19 protein-coding genes and 1 pseudogene are annotated in these 24,588 nt (G+C 47.4%); 13 read left to right on the forward strand and 7 right to left on the reverse strand.

The features are described 5' to 3' along the window. Window positions 1-6 precede the first annotated feature (6 nt). From OP864_RS02125 to OP864_RS02140, 4 genes are all read right to left on the reverse strand, one after another. Entirely contained in the window at window positions 7-810 is an 804-nt protein-coding gene (locus tag OP864_RS02125) for a sugar phosphate isomerase/epimerase family protein (RefSeq protein WP_270099661.1), read from the reverse strand. 73 nt (window positions 811-883) lie between these two features. Then, window positions 884-1,180 carry a hypothetical protein gene (locus OP864_RS02130; protein ID WP_002660104.1) on the reverse strand — a complete coding sequence of 99 codons (297 nt, stop codon included), beginning with the start codon at window positions 1,178-1,180 and terminating at the stop codon, window positions 884-886. A 12-nt stretch (window positions 1,181-1,192) separates the two neighbouring features. Further along, window positions 1,193-1,750, reverse strand: a complete 558-nt coding sequence (locus OP864_RS02135) for a DUF420 domain-containing protein (RefSeq protein ID WP_270099662.1) — start codon at window positions 1,748-1,750, stop codon at window positions 1,193-1,195. Between the two features lie 29 nt (window positions 1,751-1,779). Then, window positions 1,780-2,439, reverse strand: coding sequence for a peroxiredoxin family protein (locus tag OP864_RS02140; protein WP_270099663.1), 660 nt, complete (start codon window positions 2,437-2,439; stop codon window positions 1,780-1,782). A 568-nt stretch (window positions 2,440-3,007) separates the two neighbouring features. Here OP864_RS02140 and OP864_RS02145 point away from each other — a divergent pair. Further along, a pseudogene (locus tag OP864_RS02145) lies at window positions 3,008-4,236 on the forward strand (hypothetical protein); the annotation flags it as partial. A 258-nt stretch (window positions 4,237-4,494) separates the two neighbouring features. On the opposite strand, the gene OP864_RS02150 reads toward OP864_RS02145, so the two are convergent. Beyond that, window positions 4,495-5,631: a hypothetical protein gene (locus OP864_RS02150; protein WP_270099664.1), complete on the reverse strand. Its 1,137-nt coding sequence runs from the start codon at window positions 5,629-5,631 to the stop codon at window positions 4,495-4,497. A gap of 150 nt (window positions 5,632-5,781) precedes the next feature. Here OP864_RS02150 and OP864_RS02155 point away from each other — a divergent pair, with 150 nt between their 5' ends. Further along, window positions 5,782-6,984, forward strand: a complete 1,203-nt coding sequence (locus OP864_RS02155) for a GAF domain-containing sensor histidine kinase (RefSeq protein ID WP_270099665.1) — start codon at window positions 5,782-5,784, stop codon at window positions 6,982-6,984. 71 nt (window positions 6,985-7,055) lie between these two features. Here the strand turns inward: OP864_RS02155 and OP864_RS02160 are convergent, their stop codons facing one another. Further along, entirely contained in the window at window positions 7,056-9,818 is a 2,763-nt protein-coding gene (locus tag OP864_RS02160; RefSeq protein ID WP_270099666.1) for a tetratricopeptide repeat protein, read from the reverse strand. 458 nt (window positions 9,819-10,276) lie between these two features. On the opposite strand from OP864_RS02160, the gene OP864_RS02165 reads away from it, so the two are divergent. Beyond that, a complete protein-coding gene (locus OP864_RS02165) occupies window positions 10,277-11,341 on the forward strand; it encodes a CaiB/BaiF CoA transferase family protein (protein ID WP_270099667.1) in 1,065 nt (354 codons plus the stop codon). After that, window positions 11,341-12,321 (forward strand): tetratricopeptide repeat protein, encoded by a 981-nt coding sequence (locus OP864_RS02170; protein WP_014373577.1) that lies wholly within the window; start codon window positions 11,341-11,343, stop codon window positions 12,319-12,321. The genes OP864_RS02165 and OP864_RS02170 overlap by 1 nt, the downstream gene beginning before the upstream one ends. A 195-nt stretch (window positions 12,322-12,516) precedes the next feature. Here the strand turns inward: OP864_RS02170 and OP864_RS02175 are convergent, their stop codons facing one another. Continuing rightward, a complete protein-coding gene (locus OP864_RS02175) occupies window positions 12,517-13,620 on the reverse strand; it encodes a TMEM43 family protein (RefSeq protein ID WP_270099668.1) in 1,104 nt (367 codons plus the stop codon). Window positions 13,621-14,290: 670 nt separating this feature from the next. Here OP864_RS02175 and OP864_RS02180 point away from each other — a divergent pair. The 9 genes from OP864_RS02180 to OP864_RS02225 all read left to right on the forward strand — a co-directional run bounded on the left by OP864_RS02180 (window position 14,291) and on the right by OP864_RS02225 (window position 24,587). After that, window positions 14,291-14,617, forward strand: coding sequence for a hypothetical protein (locus OP864_RS02180; RefSeq protein ID WP_270099669.1), 327 nt, complete (start codon window positions 14,291-14,293; stop codon window positions 14,615-14,617). Continuing rightward, window positions 14,538-15,878, forward strand: coding sequence for a T9SS type A sorting domain-containing protein (locus tag OP864_RS02185; protein ID WP_349294431.1), 1,341 nt, complete (start codon window positions 14,538-14,540; stop codon window positions 15,876-15,878). The genes OP864_RS02180 and OP864_RS02185 overlap by 80 nt, the downstream gene beginning before the upstream one ends. A gap of 210 nt (window positions 15,879-16,088) precedes the next feature. Continuing rightward, a complete protein-coding gene (locus OP864_RS02195; RefSeq protein ID WP_270099671.1) occupies window positions 16,089-17,111 on the forward strand; it encodes a DUF6268 family outer membrane beta-barrel protein in 1,023 nt (340 codons plus the stop codon). 244 nt (window positions 17,112-17,355) lie between these two features. Then, window positions 17,356-17,604 carry a NifU family protein gene (locus OP864_RS02200; protein ID WP_014373582.1) on the forward strand — a complete coding sequence of 83 codons (249 nt, stop codon included), beginning with the start codon at window positions 17,356-17,358 and terminating at the stop codon, window positions 17,602-17,604. 16 nt (window positions 17,605-17,620) lie between these two features. Then, window positions 17,621-18,286: a hypothetical protein gene (locus OP864_RS02205; protein ID WP_270099672.1), complete on the forward strand. Its 666-nt coding sequence runs from the start codon at window positions 17,621-17,623 to the stop codon at window positions 18,284-18,286. A gap of 197 nt (window positions 18,287-18,483) precedes the next feature. After that, entirely contained in the window at window positions 18,484-19,437 is a 954-nt protein-coding gene (locus tag OP864_RS02210; protein ID WP_014373584.1) for a D-2-hydroxyacid dehydrogenase, read from the forward strand. A gap of 51 nt (window positions 19,438-19,488) precedes the next feature. Continuing rightward, a complete protein-coding gene (locus OP864_RS02215; RefSeq protein WP_270099673.1) occupies window positions 19,489-22,650 on the forward strand; it encodes a sensor histidine kinase in 3,162 nt (1,053 codons plus the stop codon). 12 nt (window positions 22,651-22,662) lie between these two features. Next, window positions 22,663-23,322, forward strand: a complete 660-nt coding sequence (locus OP864_RS02220; RefSeq protein WP_270099674.1) for a response regulator transcription factor — start codon at window positions 22,663-22,665, stop codon at window positions 23,320-23,322. Window positions 23,323-23,906: 584 nt separating this feature from the next. Further along, on the forward strand, window positions 23,907-24,587 hold the full coding sequence (locus OP864_RS02225) for a tetratricopeptide repeat protein (protein WP_270099675.1): 681 nt from the start codon (window positions 23,907-23,909) through the stop codon (window positions 24,585-24,587). Window position 24,588 lies beyond the last annotated feature (1 nt).

The raw sequence follows: 24,588 nt of genomic DNA on the forward strand, positions 1-24,588 counted from the left end.
CTAACATTAGACATAAGCTGGAGCTAAATGACCCGCCCGCTGCAAAGCCCCCAAAGAGCGTAAAAAAGCCGTTCGCGTTTTTACCTCAATAATCAAATCGGGCCATTCGGGCAGCGCTTGCAAACCCTCAAAAAAGCCAGAAAAATCCTGATTGCCATCCGTATAAGCCAAATGCTCATCTCGCTCGCCATGATTGGCATGCAAATGCACATAGGCCAACTGCTCGCCTAGGCCCAACAGCCAATCTTTTAGCGGAAGCTTAGAGTGGGTAAAACAATGCGTATGCCCAGTATCTAGGCAAGCCTTAAAATGCGAAGAATTGATAGGAGCCAAAATATCATATAAAAGCTTCGGGCTATGCTCTCGGGTATTTTCTAGCAAAATCCGAATATCATAGCGCTCAGCCGCCCGAACAAGACTGGGCCAATAATCTAGCTGCTTCTCTACAAAAATGCGGTCGTGCTCCTTGGCCCGATGCGGAACATAATTGGCGTGAAAGACCAATTGGCGGGCCCCCAGACGGTCGGCCAATTCCAAACTTTGCAGCATCCGTTTCTGGCAAACCTCCAAAATCCAAGGATCTCTAGCTATAGGATTCATATCGAAAAATGGCCCGTGCATACTTACTGGCCCCTTAAATTTGGCCAACAACTTGGCCGTCTGCTCCACTAAAGTAGGCAAACGATCGGCAGCCAAATTATAGGGCAGCGAAAAAGCCGACAGCTCTACGCCAATGCCCAGTTTATTAAAATGATCAGCCACCTCTGGGCTAAAATTAAGGACCGAAGCCGAAACAGAAAACGTTTGCATAAAAGCCATTAAAACATGAAAAAAGCCCAACTTTCAATCGAAAATTGGGCCAAACTTTAAACGCTTGTTCAGTTTAATCTAAAGGCTCTAAGAGCAGACGCAAATCCTTAAATTGCTGCTGCTGCCCTACCTGCCGCTGGTTGCGGTACCAAATAAAACCAATGGTCCCCATCAAGATATAAGGCAAGATGAGCATATACAAAATACCATTGTTCAAACCCTTGGCTTTGGTTCCTCCTGACTTTAGGTCAGCTTCTGCCGACATCCGGCACATGGGACATTGTGCGGCCAACTCCTGCTGAGGAGCCACCACCAAAAACAAGGATAAGGCTAGACTAAATAGATACAAATATTTTTTTATCGCTTTCATAGAGCATAGAATTTAAGCTGGATAATAAGGCGCAATCATATAATAACAAATGACACCTGTCACAGAAACATACAACCAAACCGGATAGCTAAATTTTACCAAACGCTTGTGGCGATCTACCTGCCCCGTATAACCATACAAAAAGGCAAATAAAACCAAGGGCGCCTGAATAGCCGCTAGCGCAATATGGCTAAATAAAAGTAACAAATAAATTATCTTTTCTGTGCCTTCTCCTTGAAATTTTGTGTGCCCCGTAGTCACATGATACAGCACATAAACCAAGAGGAAAACCAAAGAAAGGCCCATGGCCAGATAAATCATTTGGCTATGCAACTTCACCTTATGCTGCTTGGCCGCTACTAAGGCCAAAACCAATAAAATAGCCGTTCCTCCATTGAGCATGGCATTGATCGCCGGCAGCCAATACACATTAAAGGGAAAATTGACCTCCAATTTTACCGAAAACAATAGGGCCACCACCAAAGGCAAAACCACCGAAATAACCGTAATGATGATATTCAGATTCTTGTGACTTTTCGCCCCAGTATCATCTACAATAGGTGTACTCATACATCTTAATTTTTATAGTCGAAAAAGGCTTATTGATAGAGCTCTTTTTCTTCCTGATAACGCAATTTTTTTCTATCCTTTTTGGCGGGCAATAAGAGCGCAATATGCTCAATCATCCGATTAATTTCCTCGGGTTTTAGGGCATTGTAATGCATGGCCACCGTCTGGTCCATAGAAAACAAAACCAAAGTTTGCCCTAGGGTATCTTGACCCAATTTGCAGTTCTCTACCGCCAGATTCAATACCTGATCAGGCCGCCCTTTTAGGCTTTGCCAGTTGCGGTCAGGCAACTCATTTTTGGCCCAAAACTGCTGCAGACTCTTCAAACTATCGCTCCCTACAGGCAAACTCAACAAACGCAAACGCTGGGTCGTCTTTTTGCTGTATTCTGTCTGCACCCGAAGCATTTCCGACCAAACTTTTTCGTTCTCCGCAGCCCCATCCTTATAAAAGTTGAGCAGCAAAACCCGCCCCTCATACTTGCTCAACGGATAGGCCTCTCCGGCCGTATCTTGCAAAGGAATATTTTGCAATTTAATAGAATCTGCCAAATAACGCATCTGCGCCTTTCGCGCCTTATAATCCATTAGGCCCGCTCTCGACATATACACCGCCGCCAAAGGAAACACAATGGTCACCAATGCCAAAGGCAAAACGATCAGGGCTTTTTTTAGTTTTGATTCAGCCATAAGCTCTTTATCTAAAGTATAATTTGATTTCCTTAACAAAACAGCTTTTCTCCCTTTGGGTTTGCTCGCTGTCTATTTTAGGCCACAAAAGTAGTTATTTTTTTGCGCTTCTCTGAAGAACTTTTCAAAAACAAGCCCTTTCTTCCTCCGCAAAAGTTCCCCTTTTTTCTAGCAAACTCTAGGCAAAAGATCACCCTTTCTACAGTAAGCCTATTTCTCCCCTTCTTTATGTTTTGATTTTGGGGCCTCCGCTGCGGCCTGCGGCCTTGCGGCGCTACGTTTACTCCCTTCGGTCGTCGAACTGCAGACTAAAGTCCTTGTTGTCGCAGCTCGCTGCTGTTGTTTTGGGGCCTCCGCCTCCCTTCGGTCGTCGGCGCTACGTTTCGCAGCTCGCTATTCGCTCGGCCCTGCGGCCTGACGGCCTTGGTCTGCGGCTGCGCCGCACTGCTGCACATCGCTAGGCCGAATGGAAGTCCTGCGCTTCGGCCATCCTTTGATAAAAATTTCAAACTAACTTTGCGTTTACAAACTAAAGTTACTACTTTTATATAAACACAAAAGCAAAACCATGAAAGCATTAGCCATTTTTCTATTTCACAGCTTCTTATTTATTAGCCCATTCAATACTATAAAAATGGGTAATCATCAACTTTTTTTGGCAAAACAACAGCAAGATCAAGAAGATAAAGCCCTTTACAAAGAAACCTTGGCCCAATATCAAGAGGATCCCGATCGCCCAAGCCTGAAGGCCGCTTTGCTCAAGACCAAAGAGGGCCTAAAGGCCTTTAAGCCGCAGCTCAAAACAGATAAGGCAAATTTGGAGCAGCTATTTTTGGCCCTTAAAGAAGAGGATATACCCAAAACTGATTTTTTATTAGAGTTTGCTCTAAATGCTGAAGCTGTTACTTTAAAAGCACGAAAACTGCAAGCTAATATTCAAAAAGATGAATGGGAGGAAACCTTATACCTTAATGAGCTTTACATTAAATTCAAGGAAGGTAAAAAGCTCAAAGTTTGCCGTCTAATTGCAGCAGATATTAAGGCTTTAGTAGAGCAAGCAGATAATAAACCGCCCAGTCTATTTTTAGAAGAATTGGCTCAAATTTTTGAGCGTTATGATGCGGTAGAAAAGATTAAGAAGTATAGAGCTAAATCGCGCTTTATTAAGTCTACCATTGCGCCTTATGTCCTTTCCCCAAACCAACTAGAACGCATTTTGGACCAAGCCCTGGCCAAAGATGACTTTTTGACGGAGGAGGAGTTGGAGGAGAAGAGAAAAGAGTTGGAAAGAGAGAAAGAAATGGCCATAGAGAAATGGACTTCAAAAGTTGAAAACTGGAGAAACCAAAGCATAAAAACTATTTATGAGCTGATGTGCTTAGATACGCTAGAAAAATACCGCGATCTAAACATTGATGCGGTCTATGTATTAGAAGAAATAAAAGAATGGGATAAAGTTGATGATCCAAAAGTCGTTCAGCTAATTTTTGATTACAGCCGTCAATGCCTTCCTAAAAGACAGCTAAGCAATGAAAATCTATGCTATAATATGATTAAAATCATCGATAAAACAGCTGCCTTTCTAATTAGGCATCCTGAAGCATGGTATGAAAATCACAACAAAGTGGTGCTACCCAACCTTTACAAAAAAAAGCTCTTCTTGCAAGAATAGATGGTGCAAAAGCAAAATTTAACTGCTATGGTATTTACTTAGATTGGGTAAGGCAGTCTAATGTTTTTGCAACTGACAATAGCGTCTATAAGCTAGATTGTTTAACTGAAAAATTAACCGCCTATCATTGCGAAGCAATACCACATCTGGCTGTAGGTTCCATCCAAGTTCCATCCATGAGGGTTTTAACCCTCATTCATATATCATTGCGAAGCAATACTACTTCTAAACGGTTTTGCAGGCGGCGAAGCCGCCGCAGGCTGAGGGGCTGTAGCAGGGCCGCCGCAGGCGGCAGACCCAGCGGGCGCAGCCCGCGCAGGGCCGAGCGAACAGCGAGCTGCGCAATGGCCCGACCCAGCCAAAGGCTGGGGCAGCCCCAAATCCTAATAATTATAGGCCAAAACCAAACGAAGGCTCCAGCCCAAAAACTGCTGACTCAAATCATTTTGTTGAACATTGAGGCTGCCCACCCTAGGATTGTAGCCCCCAATCAGGTAGGCAGACAAATACTTAAACTGATGGCTATAGCTCAATTGTCCGCCTATTTGCCCCCCAAAACTTTGAATATAAATCAGCGAAAACTGATCGTAGAGCCCTAAGGGATAGTTAGTCTGAACAGCCAAAGAATGGGCGCTCAGGGCTGGGCGAAACAGCTCCTGGCCATAACCCAAAAATAGATATTCTGCACTGCAGTTGAGGCCATTTCCCAAGGCAAAGGTATAATCTAAGCCCAAATTGAGCTGCTGCACCGCCCGAAAAGGGCCTAGCCCCTGCGGCCGATAAATCTGCACCGCCTCCAAGCAAATTCCTACCCCCAAATCCCATTTGCCGTCTAGGCTCCAACGATGCTCCGGCAGAGGCCCCATATTAAATAGATAGGCCAAACTACTATCCGATTGCGCCCAGCGATAATGATAACTCAGGGCCAACTCCCCCTTGGGCAAGGGCAACTGAAAGCGACCGCCAAACTCGGGCCGCCCCCCCTCCGTTTTCAATAAATCAAAACCCCGCTGCTGCGAATTGCCATAAAGCGCCCAAAGCCACAGATTGGCATTTTGCTTAAAATAATAACGGCCCAAAAAAGCATACACCCCATTGGTCAAAGCCAGAGGATCTCGAGGGTCTATCTGATGAAACCACTGCAAAGGACGCAACAACTGCGCACTGCCAAAATCTATTTTTTGCAAGCCCAAACGCAACTCCAAATTGGGCGCCCGATAACGCAACCAAAAGCGATAGGGCCGAATACTGGCCGCCGAACTCCCCGCAGGATAACTGGCATAGGCTGATAAATTTAGGGCCGCCTCTAGGTCTAGCCCCTGCCGACTGCTATCCCAACTCCGAGCTGCAAAATAATTGGGCAAATAACGGCCCGCCGAAAAATGAGCCGCCCCCTGCTGTGGAGACCAAGCCTGCATGGCCGATAACTGCCCAGAAAAGCGCTGCTGAACGCTATTTTGGCCCAAAACTATAGCCCTGCAAAAAAGCAAGCCCAACAGCAAACAAAAAAATAAACGCATAAGGCTATAAATTTTAGCTCCACTGAAAAAACAACATGTATCCAAAATCACTGTAAAGTGACACTATTTTTCATATATTTAATTCTGTCTTGCCCTACCCCCTAGGGCAAAAGCAAGCGACTAACAAATAACTTTAAAACCTATAAGTGTATGATGATTGCTCCTAAGCACGAGCAAGAAGCGGCTCGTTTAGCCGCTCTAGACAGCTATAATGTATTAGACTCTCTGCCCGAAGCAGACTATGACAACATCGTTTCTCTTGCCGCTACTATCTGTGACATGCCTATGGCTTTAGTGACATTAGTAGATGACAAACGCCAATGGTTTAAGGCCAAACTAGGCGCCGATGTAGAAGAAACCCCCATTGAGGTCTCTTTTTGTGCTCACGCCATTTTGCAAGATGATATCTTTATGGTGTCCGACACCTCTAAAGATGAGCGCTTTGCCGATAATCCGCTAGTAACGGGCCCCTTTCAACTCGGTTTTTATGCGGGGGTTCCCTTGGTCAATGAAGATGGCCTGCCCCTAGGTACGGTCTGCGTTTTGGACCAAAAACCCAGAGAGTTTTCTGAAGAACAACAAAAAGCGCTCTCTATCCTTGGCCAACAAGCTATGCGCCTGCTCGAATTGCGCAGAAAAAAACGCCTCGTTCAAGAAGCCCTAGAAAGAGAACAACACCGCCAAGCCGAACTCGAGCGCTTTAGCCATATTGCCATCAAAGAGCTCAAAAGCCCTATGGCCAATATTGCCAATGTGACCCGCCTCCTCCTCGCCGATGGCAAACTCGGCCTGCCCGATAGCAAACGGAAAATGATGGAAAAGGTCTTGCAGTCTTCTGACCGCCTCAAAACTATGCTCGATAGCCTCTGGCGCTACAATACAATTGATGAAGCCTTAAAAGAAGAAAAGCAAAAGATTCAAATTAAAAGCATCCAACAGCATTTTCAGTTGAGTATGGGCAAAAAAGCCAATATCAAATGGTTGGGCCTAGAAGAAATCTACTACCGCCCGCAACTCTTTAAAAGAATGCTTCATAAGTTGATCGATAATAGCTACCGCTACGCTAGTCAAGAGGTTCCTAATATCCGAATCAATATTAAGGAAACTGGCCGAGATGACAAAATGTACCAAATTACGGTCAGCGATGATGGCCCAGGCGTTCAAGCCGAAAAACTACAGACCCTAAGTGAACTATTCTTTAGCTGCACTCCCACGGATAAGTATGGCAAAACCTGCGATGGAATTGGCCTAGCTATGCTAGAAAAAGTCCTTAATAAAGAGAATGGAAAACTCCATATTAGCAATATTCTCCCCACTGGCTTAACGGTACAATTTACCCTCCCCAAAGCGTAAAAACAAGCCAAAAAGGAAACAAAAAAAAAGGCCCGCTAGCAATTGCTAGCGGGCCTTTGGTTTTAGCTGCTCTAGTTGGCCAATTTTACGGCCTGACTAACCGGAATTTTATTTCCATCTTTAAAGGCTACAATAAAAGACTTCAAGCCTTTTTGTTTTACCTCTGTATCGGCTTTACGGGCATCATCAATGCTGCTATAGCCCCCCAAATAAAAATAAGTCAATCCATTCTGAGGGTTGAGCTGACGCTCAATCCGCCCAATCTGACTCAAATCGGGATAGTTGGCCGCAGAAGCATCTTTATAGGCACCTAGCTGTACTTTGAATTCTAAGGGACGCTCGGCAGGCAATAGCCCAGCCCCACGAGCAGTAGTCCCCTCAGGCAACTTATTATCGGCATAGCTGTTTCTGGCATCCTCTACAATAGGAGGCAAAAGCTCAGCATTGCCATTCTCTAAAGGACGCTCTTCTACCACAGGCTTATTCTCGGCCTCAGCTACTTCTTTCTTCATCGGAAAGACGACTTGCATGTTGTTGGTCATGCGCTCGGCTGCTGTGCGATTACTCAATGCTTCGCTTCTCAAAAATGACTTATCCAAGCCTTTGATGTCTTTGACCTTGGCCAAAACCTCTTCGGCATGGGCCTTATCGGCAAAAACACCTAGACGATAGATTTTAGCTTCTCCATTTTTATAAGGTGCCGTAAGAATGTTGGCATATTGGCCCAATTCCTTTTGTAGCTCTTTGTCCAAAGACTTAAATACACCCACCTGAACCAAATAGCCTTTGTCGGGCATCAAGGACTGAGGCATTTCATTGGCTCGGCGAAACTGATTGGGCAAGGCCTCTTCTTGCGTTCCTTCACGCCCCATATACTGACCATCATTGTTCAAAAGGGCCAATCCATTGGTGGCCGAAGGCTGAATCGCCTTGCTGCCCAATAACGTCCGCTTTTGGCCATCTCCAGTAAATACTTCCATGATGTCATTCTGATAACCCGCCGCAGAAAAACGAATTTCGTATTGAGACTGTGGCTCCAGAATCAAGGCATACTCCCCGTATTTAGAGCTCTGCTTTTTATACTCTACGCCCGTTTTCAAATGACGAACATAAACCCACACATTGGCCAAACGTCTTTTGCTCACCGCATCGGTCACTACACCAATATAGGAGTTGTCTGCACAAGGGATTTGCTTACCCGCATAGGGGTTGTTGTTGTTGCTCGATCCATTATTACTGCCGCTGTTGCCTGCAGTATTGTTGTTTGTACCAGCATTATTACTCCCACTATTGTTTGTGCCAGCATTGTTCCCCTGCTGATTGCCCCCCTCTCTGGGCGGATTCAAGACATAGTCATCAATCTTGTCTTGCCCCATATTACTGCCATTCCCTTCTTCTCCATTCACATTATCGGCAATTTCTTCTAGGGTGTTGAGTTGGTCCTCCTGCTCTTGCGTAAGGCCCGACTGCCCATCGGGGTTTTTCACCACATAGTCTTCTTCTTGCTTAGAAATTAAGGGCATACCCTCTACATTCCCCTGCATATAAGCCGAATAAATGTCGTAATCACCCTGACCACCATCTCGGTTAGAAGCCAAATAGCCCATGTTTTTCTCTGCCTCAAAGACAAAGTAAAGCTCATCCTGACTAGAATTGAGCCCAGGTCCCATATTCCGCACATTTTTCCAACTCCCCCCCAAGTTCTCGGCCCGATAAACATCAAAACCACCAAATCCAGGCTTCCCATCAGAAGAAAAGTACAAAATGCCTTTGCTGTCTACAAAAGGGGAAACTTCATCTTTTATACTATTGACATTGGGCCCCAAGTTCTGAGGAGTGGTCCAACGCCCATCCTTAAAATAACTCACGTAAAGGTCAAAGCCGCCATAACTGCCCGGCAAGCCTTTAGCCGCAAAGTATAAGGTATTCCCCCCATCCGCTAAAGCCGGAAAAGCCGACTGCTCCGCATAATAGGGGTACTCTGTAGGATCCTCTGCCGGAATGCTCGCCAAGGGCGCATTATAATAGCCCATCTTAAAACTACTACTCCCCCCTCCCAAACTCATCGGGTGACGAACAGCCGCAGAAAAATTATTTACACTCACAAAGGTCTTCCCATTAACACTACTCACAGGAGACAGCTTATAACGATTAGTAAACTCCATGTTGCCAGAGGGAAAAACCGTCTTCGCATTCTTTAAGTCTCGGCTGTTCTGACGATCCGCCTGATACAAATAGTCCTCATTCGCATCCGAATAGCCGCCCATTCCCATCGGGTTAGCAACAATCCGCTTAGAGGCAAAATAAATCTGATCCCCAGCCAATACCGGATTAAAATCCGCCGCCGAAGAGTTTACCGCAGCCTCATTGCGCACATCAAATACCGGACGCTTGCCCTGATTCGCCAATGCAAAATCACAAGAGGCTACATAGGCATCCAATAAAGGTAAGGCCGCATAGTTCCCCGCCATATCAGGATGCTTTTTGGCCTTCTCATGCACCTCCTTGGCCTTCTGATAACGACCATCCATCTGCAATGCATAGGCATACCAAAAATAGAGGTCAACCCCCGCATTCGGCGATTCTACCAAGCCCCCATAAAACTGAGCAGCCTTTTTCGGACGATTCGTCTGCAGATACAACTCTGCCATTTTCAATTGTAAATTCTTGTCTGTGGGGGTCTGGCTAAGGGCCTGCTCATAATAGAATAGGGCCGAGTCTACTTTCTCCTCATTATAGAGGGCCTGCGCACGCTCCAAGGCCGCCTCTTGGGCCGATAGAGAAATGCCAAAGCAAGTAGACAGTGCCAACAATACGGTTCGCTTAAATGTCATGGCTATTGCGTTGTTAATAATAATAATGTAGGTCGTTTCGGCCAAAAGCTAGGCCAGTTTCAAACAGCTCAATAAGGTTTTCTTGCAAAACTTAGTTCCTCTGCTGATTTTGGGGCTGCCCCTCGCCTATCGGCTCGGGTCGGGCTGTTTCGCAGCTCGCTATTCGCTCGGCCCTGCAGCGGCAAAGCCGCTTTGGTCTGGCGCTTCGCGCCACTGCTGTCCATCCCTCAGCCAATTGACTCCCTGCGGTCGCCAATTTCTACAGACAAAAAACGCCTTTCTTCCTCTTTTTTTAAGAAGTTTGCTGACAATTTTACTAAAAAAAGCTGGGAATGCCCATATTTGCGCCCAAGAGCAAGAGCCTATTTGTGCTTTTCTGCTCTATATAGAATAAATATAGTAGCCGCTAAAGGGCTCCGCAAAACAAAAAGGTAGAGCTTATCTGCAAAAAAAATATAATGATTAGTTTAGAAAATATAAAAGTTTTAGACCTCTCTTCTGTCCTCGCCGGCCCCTCTGTCGGTATGTTCTTCGCCGAACTCGGCGCAGATGTCCTCAAAATAGAAACCCCTAAAGGCGATGTGACCAGAAGCTGGAAACTAGAACAAGAAGATCCACAAAGTCTCCGTTCTGCCTATTTCGCTTCGGTCAATTGGGGCAAGGAAATTCTCCCCCTAGACCTTAAGGATGAAGATGAACGACAGGTGGTCTACCACCTCGTCGAAGAAGCCGATATCGTGATTACTAACTTTAAAGCAGGAGATGCCGAAAAGTTAGGGGTCGACTATAATATTCTTTCCCAAATTAACCCTATGCTGATCTATGGGGCCATCAATGGATTTGGCGAAAACGCCAAACGCCCCGCCTTCGATCTGGTCCTTCAAGCAGAAACGGGCTTTATGTATATGAATGGCCAAGCCGATGGCCCAGCTACAAAAATGCCCGTGGCCCTAATCGATGTTCTGGCCGCCCACCAACTCAAAGAAGGAATTTTATTGGCCCTCTGGCGCCGAGAAAGAGAACATAAGGGCGCCTATGTTAGTGTCTCGCTCTTCGATGCCGCTATTGCCGCCCTAGCCAATCAAGCAAGCAATTATCTGATGCTGGGCCACCTGCCCCAACGCATGGGCTCACTCCACCCCAATATTGCCCCCTATGGCGAGCAGTTCAAAACTGCCGATGAGCAATTGGTCGTGACCGCCATTGGCAGCAACCGACAGTTTTTGGCCCTCTGCCAACTTATCGGAGAAGAACAATTGGCCAAGGATAAACGCTTTCTCGAAAATCAAGACCGCCTGCAAAACCGTAGCGCCCTAGCCCAACTCCTAGCCGAAGCTATTGGCAAATGGGAAAGCCAAGAGCTACTAGATGAGGCCGTCAAGACAAATGTCCCCCTCGGCCTTGTCCGAAATATGGCCCAAGTATTTGAACAAGAAGCCGCCCAAGCCCTTATCCTAGAAGAAGAACCCGACGGCCAAAGCACCAAAGCAGTGCGCACGGCTGTCTTTAAGATTAAAGATTGATGTTTAAGAAGTTTTGGTCCAAAAAAAAGAAGTCCCCAGAAACCACAGCCCCCAAAACTCCTCCCCCAGAGGAAGTTGCTCCAACACCAATAGAAGAGGAAATCCTTAGCCCCCCCAATCCCCAAGCCTTTGAGGAGGATTGCCAGCGACTGATTTCTCGCTACCTGGGCTTTCCAGCCCAAGGCCTAGAGCTTCACTGGCAAGGCGAAAAGGGCCTGCCCCAATCCTTCGCCCAAGCTTATCCCGCCGCCTTTAAAGATTGGCTGGCCGTAGATGCGCCCTGGGATAAACGCACGGTGGTTTATGCCCTCTTAGACCGTTTGCTGGGCGCCCAACTCGCCCCCTGGCAAAAGCTGCACCGCCTTATTGATGACCGCCTGGCCCAAACGGCCCTGAAGGAGCAAAATGAAAACCCCTCGGCCAACTTTTTGGCCCAGCAAGCTCGACTCTATTTTGTGCTGGACCAAAATGAAAAAGCGCTCCAACTACTCGAACAAGCCCTAAAACAAGAACCTCTGCTCAAGGCCGCCCAGCTCCAACAAGCCGAAATATGGCTCTGGCAAGGCCAAGCCCAAAAGGCCCAGCCCATTTATCAACGCTTTTTGCAAGAGCTGGCCCAAGGCCAAAAACAACTCCCCTTTGAGCAGCTGTTTTCTTTGGCCCAAGGCGGACTGCAAGCTCCCGTTTATGCCATCTCCTTTTTGCAAAAAAGTAAGGACCTAAAACATTGGGAACAATATGCCGAGGAGTTTTATTGGAGCCCCCACTACAGAATGCAACATGCCCTCCAACTCATCCAAGCCGAACAGTTTGCCTATGGCCTCAGTAAGTTATTGGCCCTAACCAAAGAAATGCCCTGGTTTAAACAGGCCGTACTTGCCGCCCACCAATTTATTATGCAAACCAAAGGCTATGAGGTCTTTGCCGATGATATGAGCCGCCTCTCTAAACTTATGCTGGATAATAATTGGTCCTACTAAACGGCTCTACAGGCCCGAAGGGCCGCAGGCTGAGCTGCCTGGCGGGTGGCGCAAAGCGCCAGACCCAGCCGCCAAAGGCGGCGCAGGGCCGAGCAGACCTGCGAGCCCAAAAGGGAGCGACCCGACCAAAGGGAGGGGCAGCCCCAAAACAATAAAGGCCAGCCCCCATCAAGGAGCTGGCCTTTGCTATGGCCATTAGGCCGCTTTTTTCTTGGATTTGAGGTAGTAAACAATGCCCCCAGCCAATAATAAAATGGTAATAATTAGGGCGATCCAATTGTGGATGATGAGCGAGACAATGATGGTGACCGTGCTCAAAACCGCCGAAATGAGGAAGGAGGCGATGCCCACCAAAGAACGGCTGATGCGACCCGCAATAGGGACCAAATCGAGGAAGACCGAAACGGGGCCCGAAATCATGGCCAAGCCCATCCACATTAAGAAGAAACCTAAGCCCCGAAGGATCCAGCGAATGGTGTTGTGCTCCGTTTGTAGGTAGTCTACCGCCTGCTCCTTATCCCCTTTTAAGGCCCGATAAAACCCATTGACCTCATTGTTGCTGAAAGGAGCCAAGCTAGCGCTGCTTGCATAGGCCGCAAAAAGCGTGAGCTGAGGACTGGGGCTGGGCAAAGCCTCATAACTAATGCGGAGGTCGCCCACCTTAGGCGCTTCTAAACTCCCTCGGCCCGAAAACAAATAGCGATCACTGGCCCAAACAACTCCGCTTTGGCCCTTTAGCATGCTCTGGCTTAAACTTAACTCCTCTGAAGTTAGACTCAAGTCCTCCGGCTGCTCTAGCCGAAAGCCCTCCATTTCTATCTCTTTGGCCCTTAGCTCCTCTCCACTAATGCTCATGTTGGGGTTATGATAACCATCTACCTTAAAGTTAGAGGAATTTTCGGGAGAACTTGTCCAGACCTTGCGGTAACTATAATCGGTAGTGGTGGTTTCTGAACCCCCAATATTTTTCTTGGTCTTGCTATCCTTATCTTCCTTCCAAGCATACATTTCTACTGTTCTGTTGAGGTAGAGGTAGTTGCCTGCCTTTAAATAGCTATCGCCCAAACTAGCCGAAGCTGTCATTTTTCCGCTAAGGGCAATCAATTGGCCCTGCTCAGCACTGCCGCCAGCCGTTATTTCCTGAGCAGTTTTGGCCACTTTGGCCAAATTGACCCGCCCCTCATTCCAAAATAATAGGAAAAAGGAGCCCAGGAAAAATAAGAAGCCAAATAAGACTCCCAAAAAGGAGTTGATGATGCGGCTAAACCAGCTTTTGTGTGTTACTTCTCGGTAAGACATAATTTCAATTTTATTAGGGTTATCAATTAGAGATAACCTTAAAATAGCTGCTTTATTTATAAGATACAAGCGGATGGCTTTATTTTGTTAGGCTTTTCTCTTTGAAAATGAAGCTGAGGACTTGCTCTACCCATCCCGAGGACTTACCCTAATCATCCCGAGGACTTACCCTAATCATCTCGAGGACTTACCCTAATCATCCCGAGGACTTACCCTAATCATCCCGAGGACTTACCCTAATCATCCCGAGGACTTACCCTAATCATCTCGAAGACTTACCCTAATCATCTCGAGGACTTACCCTAATCATCTCGAGGACTTACCCTAATCATCCCGAGGACTTACCCTAATCATCCCGAGGACTTACCCTAATCATCTCGAAGACTTACCCTAATCATCTCGAGGACTTACCCTAATCATCTCGAGGACTTGCTCTAATCATCTCGAGGACTTGCTCTAATCATCTCGAGGACTTACCCTAGTCATCTCGAGGACTTACCCTAATCATCTCGAGGGCTTACCTTAGTCCTCAAGAGGGGTTCCCCTACCCCTCTTGAGGACTTACCTTACCCCTCGAGGAGAGTTTCAGCTATCCCTTCTAGCTATTTTCCCTTATTAAAAATCTCTTGCTTTTCTGTACTTTAGTAGTAGATCAACAAAACAATCGATTATGCGAACTTTTTCCCTTCTATTGTTGGGCCTACTTCCTTTATGCCTAAAGGCCCAAGACTGCTTAGGCAAACGTTATCAGGAGCGTATCTTCTCCTCTGTTCAATTTTTTCCAGAGGTGGTGTATAGCCAAGACGCCCCTTCTTTGTTGGGCTCTTCTTTTGGGGCCGAGACCACCTTTGACCAAGATTTGGTTATGGATATTTATATGCCGCCCCCCCACGGATACCGTCCGCAATCGGCCCTTAGTGATTTTGGCCCATGGTGGTGGCTTTGTCAATATCTTTTTTATGGGCGGCACGGCCTTGGTGGGCACCAAAGACAATGAAGATGTACAAGCCCTGGCCGATACCCTGGCCCATTGGGGTTTTGTGGCGGCTAGCATTCAGTACCGAACGGGCTTCGATCCCGCCAATGGCAGTAGCGTCAAGCGAGCAGTTTGGCGAGGTAGCCAAGATATTAGTGCGGGCATCCGCTTCTTTAGAAAGAATGCCCAGTGGTTTGGCATTGATCCCCAGAAAGTTTTTGTTGGGGGCAGTAGTGCGGGGGCTTTTGCCTGCTTGCATGCGGCCTTTGTAGAAGAAGATGAGCGGATTGCAGAGAGCTATGAGCAAAACCTATTTACAGCCGATTTGGGCTCCTTGCACAGTCGGCCCGTTGTTGAATTGACTGGATTTAATCCCTTTATGGGGAGCAATGTAGCCGCGCAGGATGTTGATTCTATTCCCCAGGCCATTGCGGCTTATTGGGGCGCCATTGCTGATCTAGATATGTTGAGTGGCAACAACCAGGCGCCAGTTATTTTCTTTCATGGAGACCAAGATGCGATTGTAGATGTCGATTGCGGTCGACCATTTTCGTCTATTTTGCTTACGGCTCCTGTGGTTTGCGGGAGTCGGTCCATGGATTCGGTTCTCACGGCCCTAAATGTCCCTCATCAAACGCAGATTGAGGCGGGCGAAGGGCATGAATACTGGGGCGTAAACAATGGAAACTGGGGCAGCAATGGCCCCAACAGCTTTTGGTCCCCAATGATTGAGCAAACGGCTGCCTTTTTCTATGAGCAGATGCGTCCAGCGCCCCCACAAATTCAGGGGCCAGTGGCGGCGGCTCCGCAGCAGTCCGTAACTTATTCGGTGGCGCAACCTCAGGCGGGCTACCACTACTGCTGGTCGGTCCAAAATGGGCAGATCATTAGCCAAAATGCCAATGGAAGCCAAGTAGAAATTGAGTTTGATGCGGGTCCTATTTCGGCCCAAATCTCTCTAACTGCCGAGGATGAGGCCCAGCTCATCAGTCTGCCTCGTCAGAAGGGCATCAACTTGCAGATGGGCTTGGCTAATCGGGCAGAGGAGCCTTTACAATACCAGCTCTATCCTCAGCCCGCCCGCCAGTACCTGCAGATAGAAGCGCCCAATCAGGAGGAGCAGCAGCTCGAGCTCTACGATGCTTTGGGCCGTTTGTTGCGCCAAGCGCAGTTTGTGGGGCAAACGCAATATTTTGTTGGAGATTTGCCTGCGGGACAATACTACCTTCGACTCAAGGGAGCCAAAACAGAGGCCCATTTTCCCATTCAGTTAATGGATTAGAAGAGGGATTTGGGGCCTCCGCCTCCCTTCGGTCGTCGGCGCTACGCTTTGGGGCTCGCAGGTTTGCTCGGCCCTGCGGGCTCCACTTCGTTCCGCCCTTGGTCTGGCCTTCGGCCACCCCGCCGCATCGCTAGGCCGGCCCGCCCTGGGCCATATTTCTAGCGCTTTATCCGTTAAAGAAGCTTTAGCTCATTTCAACCTTTATGATTTATGTCAAAACTAGCCTTATACATTTTGGGCCTAGGGCTCTGTTGTTCTTGGAGTTCTTTGGGGGCGCAGTCCTTTATTCTGCAGCGGTTTTTTCAGCCTAGTTTACAGCTCAATGCCGACTATCAGCTGCCTTCGTCGGGGCAGTTGGCCGAGCCACATATTGCTCGTTTTTCGGCCCAATTGGTGGTCCCTATTAAGAGTAAATTGGGTTTGGGGGTTCGTTGGAATAAAATCTGGCAGGTTCGGAAGTGGCAAGACCTCATCAAGGTGGGAAAAGTCAATGCCTACCAGATATTCTGGACCTTCAAGCCGCAGTTTACGCAACTCTACCCTCAGGCGGGCTTGGCCGACAGTCTGCGCTTTATGCAGTCCAATGGGCAGCAAGCCTTGGGGCTACAAACAGGGATTACGGGCATTCATTTGATTCCCAAATGGCGGCTACTCTTCTACTCGATTAATGTTGGGATGCAGCAAGACATCAGTCAATTGGACCGCAGTCGGCCTTATCTTCAGGGCGCTATTGGGGTGGTCAATTTTAAGCGTATATTTTACTATTGGTACTATGGCTTGGCGGTATCGGCTAGTGCGGACCAGGCTTTTCCAGTTTTGGCCCTCCCCTTTATTGGGACCGATTTGCGTTTGGGCAAAAAGACTTGGTGGAATATCACCTTGCCCTTGCAGACGAGATTTCAGTATAAATTTAGTCCGCAGACTAAGCTAGACCTCTTGGCGAGTTTGGGCAGTACGGGCATGGGGTATCCACATCCTAGGAATGAGCAGCGCATCTATTTTCAGCAATTGCATTTGCGGACGGGCTTGGCCTTTCATCTAAAAAGTAGCAATGGCTGGAAGCTCTACTTAGAGGGGGGCTATATGCCTTATCGGCAGTTAGATATATTGGGAGAAGACAATTTGGTTTTGCCCAAACTGGGGCCATCGCCTTATTTTGCTTGCTCCTTATATTATGGTTTGCGCCAGAAGAGTTTGTTAGGAGATAAATTGCAAGGCCTATTGAACTTTTAAAAACTCCACAGCTGCTTAAAGTTCTTGCTAAAAAAGCGTATTTTTGCAGTTCGACCTATTGCGCTGCCATTTAGCGGGGCGATCCCATCTGGCTGAGGGATGGAAAAGGGGGCGGCGAAGCCGCAGACCGAGCTTTTGAGCGCAGCGAAAAAGCGAAGGGCCGAGCAGACCTGCGAGCCCTGACACAGCCCGACCCGCCCGCAGGGCGGGGCAGCCCCAAAAAAAAGATAAAACAATAAGAACTATGAGTAATAAGAAAGAACTATTGGCCCGAGTAGATGAGGCCTTGAACAGTATTCGTCCGCATCTCAAGGCGGATGGAGGAGATATTGAGGTAGTTGACTTAACCGAAGACATGTGCCTAAAAGTCAAATGGTTGGGCAACTGTCAGTCTTGTTCTATGAGTGGCATGACCATGAAAGCGGGGATTGAATCGACGGTAAAATCGGTTATTCCTGAGATATTGACAGTAGAAGCGATTAACGGACAATAAACAAAGAAAGAAACGCATGAAGATGTTGAAAAACTGGGCCTTTTTGGTCCTATTGCTAGTGAGTCTAGCGGCTTGTAAAGAATCGGCTCCTAAAACGGAGCAGCAAGATGAGTCTACGATAGAAAAAACGGCGGCGGCGCCTCAGGAGGAAGCGAAAGAAGCGGCTCCTGAAGTCAAGCTTAGCTTTCCGACTGGAGAATACGGCAGTTTAATCTTAGGATTTCAGGGCAATCAATTGACGGGATACTACGACATGCCTTTAGGTTCTGGCAATGGCTGCAGCTTCTTTTTGGAGGGGCAGTTAACGGAAGCGGGCAAAGAAGTGGCGGTCAAGGCCTATTTTCCGGGCAGTGATGAGGTTGTAGAAGGCAGCTTGAAGCAAGAAGAGCAGGCTGTAACCTTAAAGCTAGCGGCTAATCCTGGCGGGCAGTGCGACCCTAGTTTATATGGCGAGGGAGAAAAGTTATTTTTGTCTCAGCCGGTGGGCTACCTGCGTGTAGGCGTATTGAGTCAGGACGCCAAGCTTTACGGCGATGCCCAAAAATCGGAAGCTAAGGGGCAGCTAGAGAAATTCTCAGTCGTTTTGGTCTTAGCGGAGGAGAACGGCTTATTGCAAATTGCGGAGATGAATCAAGCGGCCAAGGGCTGGATTTCTGCGGATGAGTTATTTCCTTTGCGCTAGCCAATGGGATGAACAGACAGGCTCTCAATAGGGACAAGCTCCTTATTGAGAGCTTTTTCTTTGAGGGCCAAGTGGATAAGCTGGCTTCCTTAAAAAAAAGGAGAACAAGCTTAGCTAGCCTATGAATAATTTATATCTTTAAAGGGGACCTAAAAGGTCCTTAGAACTATTTTTTTGCCTTGCAAACTTCAGAAAAAATGATCCGAATTTTAGCCAATGATGGCATACATCCCGACGGCCAACTTTTGTTGGAGGAGGCCAACTACGAGGTAGACACCAACAAGATTCCGCAGGAAGACTTAATGGAAAAGTTACAGGACTATGATGCGATCATTGTTCGATCGGCGACCAAAGTGCGTAAAGAGCTGATTGATGCTTGTCCTCGATTAAAGATGATTGCTCGTGCGGGAGTGGGATTAGACAACATTGATGTTGATTATGCTCGGGAGAAGGGCATCAAGGTCATCAATACGCCTAAAGCCTCTTCTTTGGCGGTAGCCGAATTGGTATTGGGGCAAATTTTCAGTTTGTCTCGTTATTTGTATCAGGCCAATCGTTCGATGCCAGAAACGGGCAACAGTGAGTTCAAGCAGCTCAAGAAGCGCTATGCTAAAGGCTTGCAAGTGAGTGGCCGCAAATTAGGCATCATTGGTTTTGGTCGGATTGGGCAAGAATTGGCTCGTTTGGCTATGGGAATAGGCATGGAAGTACTCGCTACTGATTTGGAAGAGCGCAAGGTCAAGGTTTACATTCAGCCCCCTGCTGTAGAAAATGCTAGTTTGGCGGTAGAGCTACAGACTGTTCCTATGGAGCGTTTATTAGAAGAGAGTGATTTCATTTCTATTCATGTGCCTAGTGGGAAGGACCTCATTACGGCCAAAGAAATGGGACGGATGAAAAAAGGCGCTTGTATTATCAACACCTCTAGAGGGGGCGTAATTTCGGAAAAAGACCTTTTGGAAGCCCTAGACAGTGGTCAGTTGGCAGGTGCGGCCCTAGATGTATTTGACAATGAGCCGACACCCTCTGCGGCTATTTTGCAGCATCCGCTTATTTCTGCCACCCCTCATATTGGGGCCTCTACCCTAGAGGCCCAGCGTTATATTGGTTTAGAAATCGCTGATGCCTTTATTGACTTTTTTGGCGAATAGTTTTTTGGGGCTGTTCTAGGCAGCCCCTTCCTTTTTAAGCATTAGACTGCAATGGATCGACTACACTTTATGAATAGCATTGGCCTTATCTATTGTAAACGCAGCTTAGATGAAGCGGCTACAATTATAGATTGGCATGGGCCAGAGAACGATTTGGAACAGGCTATAGGGTGTAGTTTTTGGGAGCTACTCACTGTTCAAGACAGACTCTGGTACAAAGAGCAATTGCGGCAGGCCATTAAGCGGAACGAAAGCCGCCTAGAGCTTTACTTTCGGGCTACCGTAGCCCAAGAAAAGCAGTTGTGGATGCAAGAACAGCTATTGATAAACAAGAAAGAAAGCTACATTCAGAGCATCCTTATTCCCTTAGACAAAAAGCCCAAGGGGGCCGAGCTCTTTGAGGGCAGTCGAGAGCTATTAATTCAGCACAACCACTATGAAGTACAAACCATCAACCCTCGATTTGGGGAAGTGATGGGTTGGAGCCAAGAAGAGGTAGTTGGGCAAGACCTTAGAGAGCTTTTGGTCTCTAGGCAGCAAGCCGATTTGCTCAACTACCTTTGGCGGCGGTTGCAAAAAGAAGAGTCTACCGAAGCTTTTGAGTTGGAATTGCAAAAGAAAAATGGCGAATGGGGCCACTTCTGTCTAAAAGCCGAGGCCCAATACATCTATTTGCTAGATAAAAGCAAAGAAAAAAACTGTAGTCAGGTATTAGAAGAAGTGCAGCAGCGGTACAACACCTTTTCTGTAGCTACGGAAGAGGGCATTGTTATTCATGAAGAAGGGATGGTTTTGGAAATGAACAACCGAGCCAGAGAAATTTTGGGCCTTGATGAGGACGAGATTTCTGGCCTGCCTATTTCGGCCCTAGTGCATGAAGATGCCGTACCACAGATCTTGACCTTTTTGAGAGAGAACAAGCAAAATGCAGGCATAGAGCGGCAGGCAATTGTCAAAACTCGGCATAAGAAGTCGGGACAGCTCATGTATGTCTCTGTTCGGGGGAGTCAGATTAAACTGGACCAAAAGTCCTATCGCTACGTCATTATTCGAGACATTACCAAAGAACATTTGTCGGAACAAATGCTCAAGGCTAGCGAGCAGCGGTACAAGCGCTTATCGGATGCGACCAAAGAGCTCATTTTGATTCATGAAGATGGCATTATCCGAGAGGTCAATCGGGCTTTTTGTGAGTTTACTGGCTTTAGTGAGTCGGAGCTAATTGGGGCCGAAACCTTTGACCTCATGGCCACCTTTAACTTTCAGAACAGGCAATTTAACCGCAGAGAGATCCGCCAATTCTATGAAAGTGATAAGGAAATTGCAGGCCGCTCCCTAATGACAAAAAAGGACGGCAGCAAATTCATGGTCGATTTTGAGGAGCGGATTATGTACAACAAAGAGCAAAAGCTCCGCTATGTGATTATCCGAGATATTACGCAGGCAGAAGAAGCCAAAAGCGCCCTAGAAGAAAGCCGAAACAAGTATAAAAACCTAGCCGATGCTAGCTTTGAAGGCGTAATGATTTTAGAAAAAAGCGTCATTCGAGAGGTCAATCGCGCCTTTTGTAGTATGCTGGGCTATGAAGAAAAAGAAGTTATTGGAAAAAGCATTCAGTTGTTATTTAATGATGAGGAACAACTGCTGCAGCTACAGCAGAAGGCCCAAGAACAGGCTATTTTCAGGCAGGATGTGGTCCTCCAACACAAAAACAAGCAGCTGTTTCCCGCCCAACTACATCATCGCAAACTAGATGATAGCGACCTTTGCTATTTGCTCATCCGAGATATGAGTGAAAGCTTGGAAAACCAGCGCTTACTAAAAGAAAGCACTGAAAAATACAAGCGCTTATCCAATGCCACCCGAGAGGCGGTTATTATTTATAAGGATGGGCGCATTCAGGAGGTTAATCATGCGGCTTGCACCCTTTTTGGCTGGAGCGAGCAAGAGCTGACGGGCCAAAACATTCGCAAAATCGCCCAATTGGGTGGTCGCAGCTTGCAAGCCGCCTTAGAGCAAAGCGATACCGTTAAACTCGACCGTATTCCGCTTTACCGAAGCGATGGCAGCTCTTTTATGGCCGAGGTTTGGGAAAGTGGCACGCAGGGCGTTTTGCGGCCTGGGCTTCGCCACCTGATTGTTCGAGATATTAGCGATCGGATTCGCTATGAACAACGCATTGAAGAACTCTACTACGATCTTTCAGAGAGTAATAAGCAATTGCGTTGTATTTTGGACCTCTCTCGTTTGGCCGCCCATGAGTTTGCCAACCTAGAAGAACTGATCGAAAAAGCCCTGCGGCTGATTCCTCCAAGCTGGCAGTTTCCAGCACTTTGCCAAGCTCAAATCCAATTGGGCAATAAGAAATGGCAAACCGATGGATTTCCAGAAGAAAGCATCTATCAACTTAGCGCCAGTATTCCGCTCAAAAATGGCGAAAAGGGCATTTTGCGCCTCGCCTACAAAGAGAGCCAGCTCAATAATCAAGGGGCCGATCCCTTTCTGAAAACGGAGCTGCAACTCATTGAGGCCGTAGCCGCCCAAATTGCCTTTTTGATTGAGAAAAAGCAGAGTGAGGAAGAAACCGTAGCCGCTATTTTGGCCACCGAAGACCGAGAACGGGCCCGAATTGCCAAAGAGCTACACGATAGCCTCGGCCAACTCCTGATGGCGATTTCCCTCAATCTGGAAGGCCTTAAAAAGGACCGAGATAAACTGGCCGAACGCAATCAGCAAAAGCTAGATAGAGCCCTGCAGTTTCTCCAAGATGCCATTACTGAAGGCCGAAATATTTCTCATAACCTCATGCCCAAAGCCATCAATGATTATGGCTATGTACTGGCCGTACAATCTATGCTCGAGGGCTACCAAAAACTAGAACACATAGAGTTTATCTTCTATGACAACTTAGACAACAAACGGCTTCCTCAAAAGGTAGAGTTGGCCCTCTTCCGCATTACGCAGGAAGCCATTACAAATATCCTAAAACATGCCCAAGCCCAGCAGGTGAGCATTCAGCTCATGCATTATCCCGATGTCATTATGCTCATTATTGAAGATGATGGCAAAGGCTTTGATGCCCAAGAAAAACTAGGCAAACAGCAGTTTGGCCTCAATAGTATGCGTAACCGAAGCAATTCGATTTCGGGAACGCTCACCATTGAGAGCCGACCGCAGCAAGGCACTGTTATTATGGTTGAAATCCCCCTATAAAGCTTCACTATTATGCAAAAAATCAAAGTTTTCCTCGTAGACGACCACAAACTCATTCGCGACGGCATAAAGGCCCACCTAGAAGAGGCCCAAGATTTCGAAATCGTTGGCGAAGCGGCCGATGGCCAAGAGGCCATCAACAAACTGAAGGAAACTACGGCCGATGTGGTCCTGATGGATATCAATATGGATGGTATGGATGGCATTAGCTGCACGCAGATCCTCAGCCAAGAGCTGCCCGAACTCAATGTTTTGGCCCTCAGTATGCTGGCCGAAAACCAACATATTAAAGAGATGATTAAGGCGGGAGCCAAGGGCTATTTGCTCAAAACCGCTACCGAACAAGAGATTAAGCAAGGCATCAGAGCGGTCTATCAGGGCCAAAATTTTTATAGCGCCGAGGTGACCCAAATTGTCATGAATAATCTAGGTACCGCCAACCGAAAAAAACGCTCTCGCTTTGATCCCCTGGCCCCGCTCACTTCTAGAGAAAAAGAGGTTTTGGCCCTCATTATCAAGGAGTATTCTAATCAGGAAATTGCCGATGAGCTCTATATTTCTAAACGCACAGTAGATGCCCACAAACGCAATTTACTCGAAAAAACAGGGGCCAAAAATGTGGCGGGTTTGGTGGTTTTTGCGCTCAATAATCAGATCTTGGATAATGAATAATGGCTAGGAGCAGTTTTTGCTTTGGGGCCCGCGGCCAGCTTTGCTGGCCGCCGCTATGCTGCGGGGCTCGCAGGTCTGCTCGGCCCTGCAGGCAGGCTGCGCCTGCCTTTGGTCTGCCGCTTTGCGGCACCCACTCCGCAGCGCTGGGCCGCTCATCTTTTGCTCTTGCTTTTGGCCCTTTTCTTCGGCCCTCTAATTTATGAGGGATGCCCTCATATATAAAATATTGCGCAGCAATACCGCTCTTAAAGGGCCGAAGGCCCGCGGCAATAGCCAGATTTAAACGCACTCACTTTTATCGTTTGCAGCAATTTCCCGCTAGTCGGCCCTATTTTCATCGACCATAGCAAAGGCTATGCCCTCAAAAAATAGCTGGCCTAGCAGAAAATTCATAGCAAACCATGGTCAAAGCAGCGCGATTAAATCTGGCTGAGGGATGGACAGCAGTGGCCCAAAGGGCCAGACCAAGGCGCTTTAGCGCCGCAGGGCCGAGCGAATAGCGAGCTGCGAAACAGCCCGACCCGAGCCAAAGGCGAGGGGCAGCCCCAAAAAAACAGCAGCATTTACCAAATCACTATACCGAAATGTTATCTTTCTTTTATCGCTACGGTCTTTTTTTAGGCCTTTTTTTCGCTAGTTTTAGCAGCCTTTTGGGCCAAAAAAGCTTTCCCACACTTCAGGAGCTGCAGCTACAGCCCAAAGCCGAGGCATTTTTGCAAACGGCCATTGCTCAATTTGATGGGCAGCGGTATCGGCAGGCTATTTTGGCCTTAGAGCAGGCCATGCAAGCCAATGAAGAAGGGCAATTGAGCGATATTTTGTTTTATTATAAGGCCCTTTGTTATTTGGAATTGGAGGAATTTGAGGCCGCCAAAAACCAGCTAGATACGGCCATTAGTTTTGTCGATAATAAGGCGCATTACTACTATTATCGAGCAACGGCCCTCTTGCAATTGGGCCAAAATCAAGCGGCTTATTTGGAGCTGGATAAAAGTTTGAAATTGCAGGCCAACAACCCCAAAGCTTGGCTAAAAAAAGGACTATTATTGCAGCAAAAACAGGCTTATCGGCAGGCCCTAATGGCCTATGAACAGGCCCTGAGCTATCAGCCAAATTGGTCCGAAGCCCTCTATTATAAAGGAATATTACTCTTGCAATTGGGCATGGCCCAAAAGGGCTGCAGCTGCCTAGAAGAAGCCAAAAATTTGGGCTTAGACAAAGCCGCCCGCGCCCAATCTCAATATTGTCAGATTAAATCTAACTAAT

Source organism: Saprospira grandis (assembly GCF_027594745.1).
In the GTDB taxonomy this organism is placed as follows: domain Bacteria; phylum Bacteroidota; class Bacteroidia; order Chitinophagales; family Saprospiraceae; genus Saprospira; species Saprospira grandis.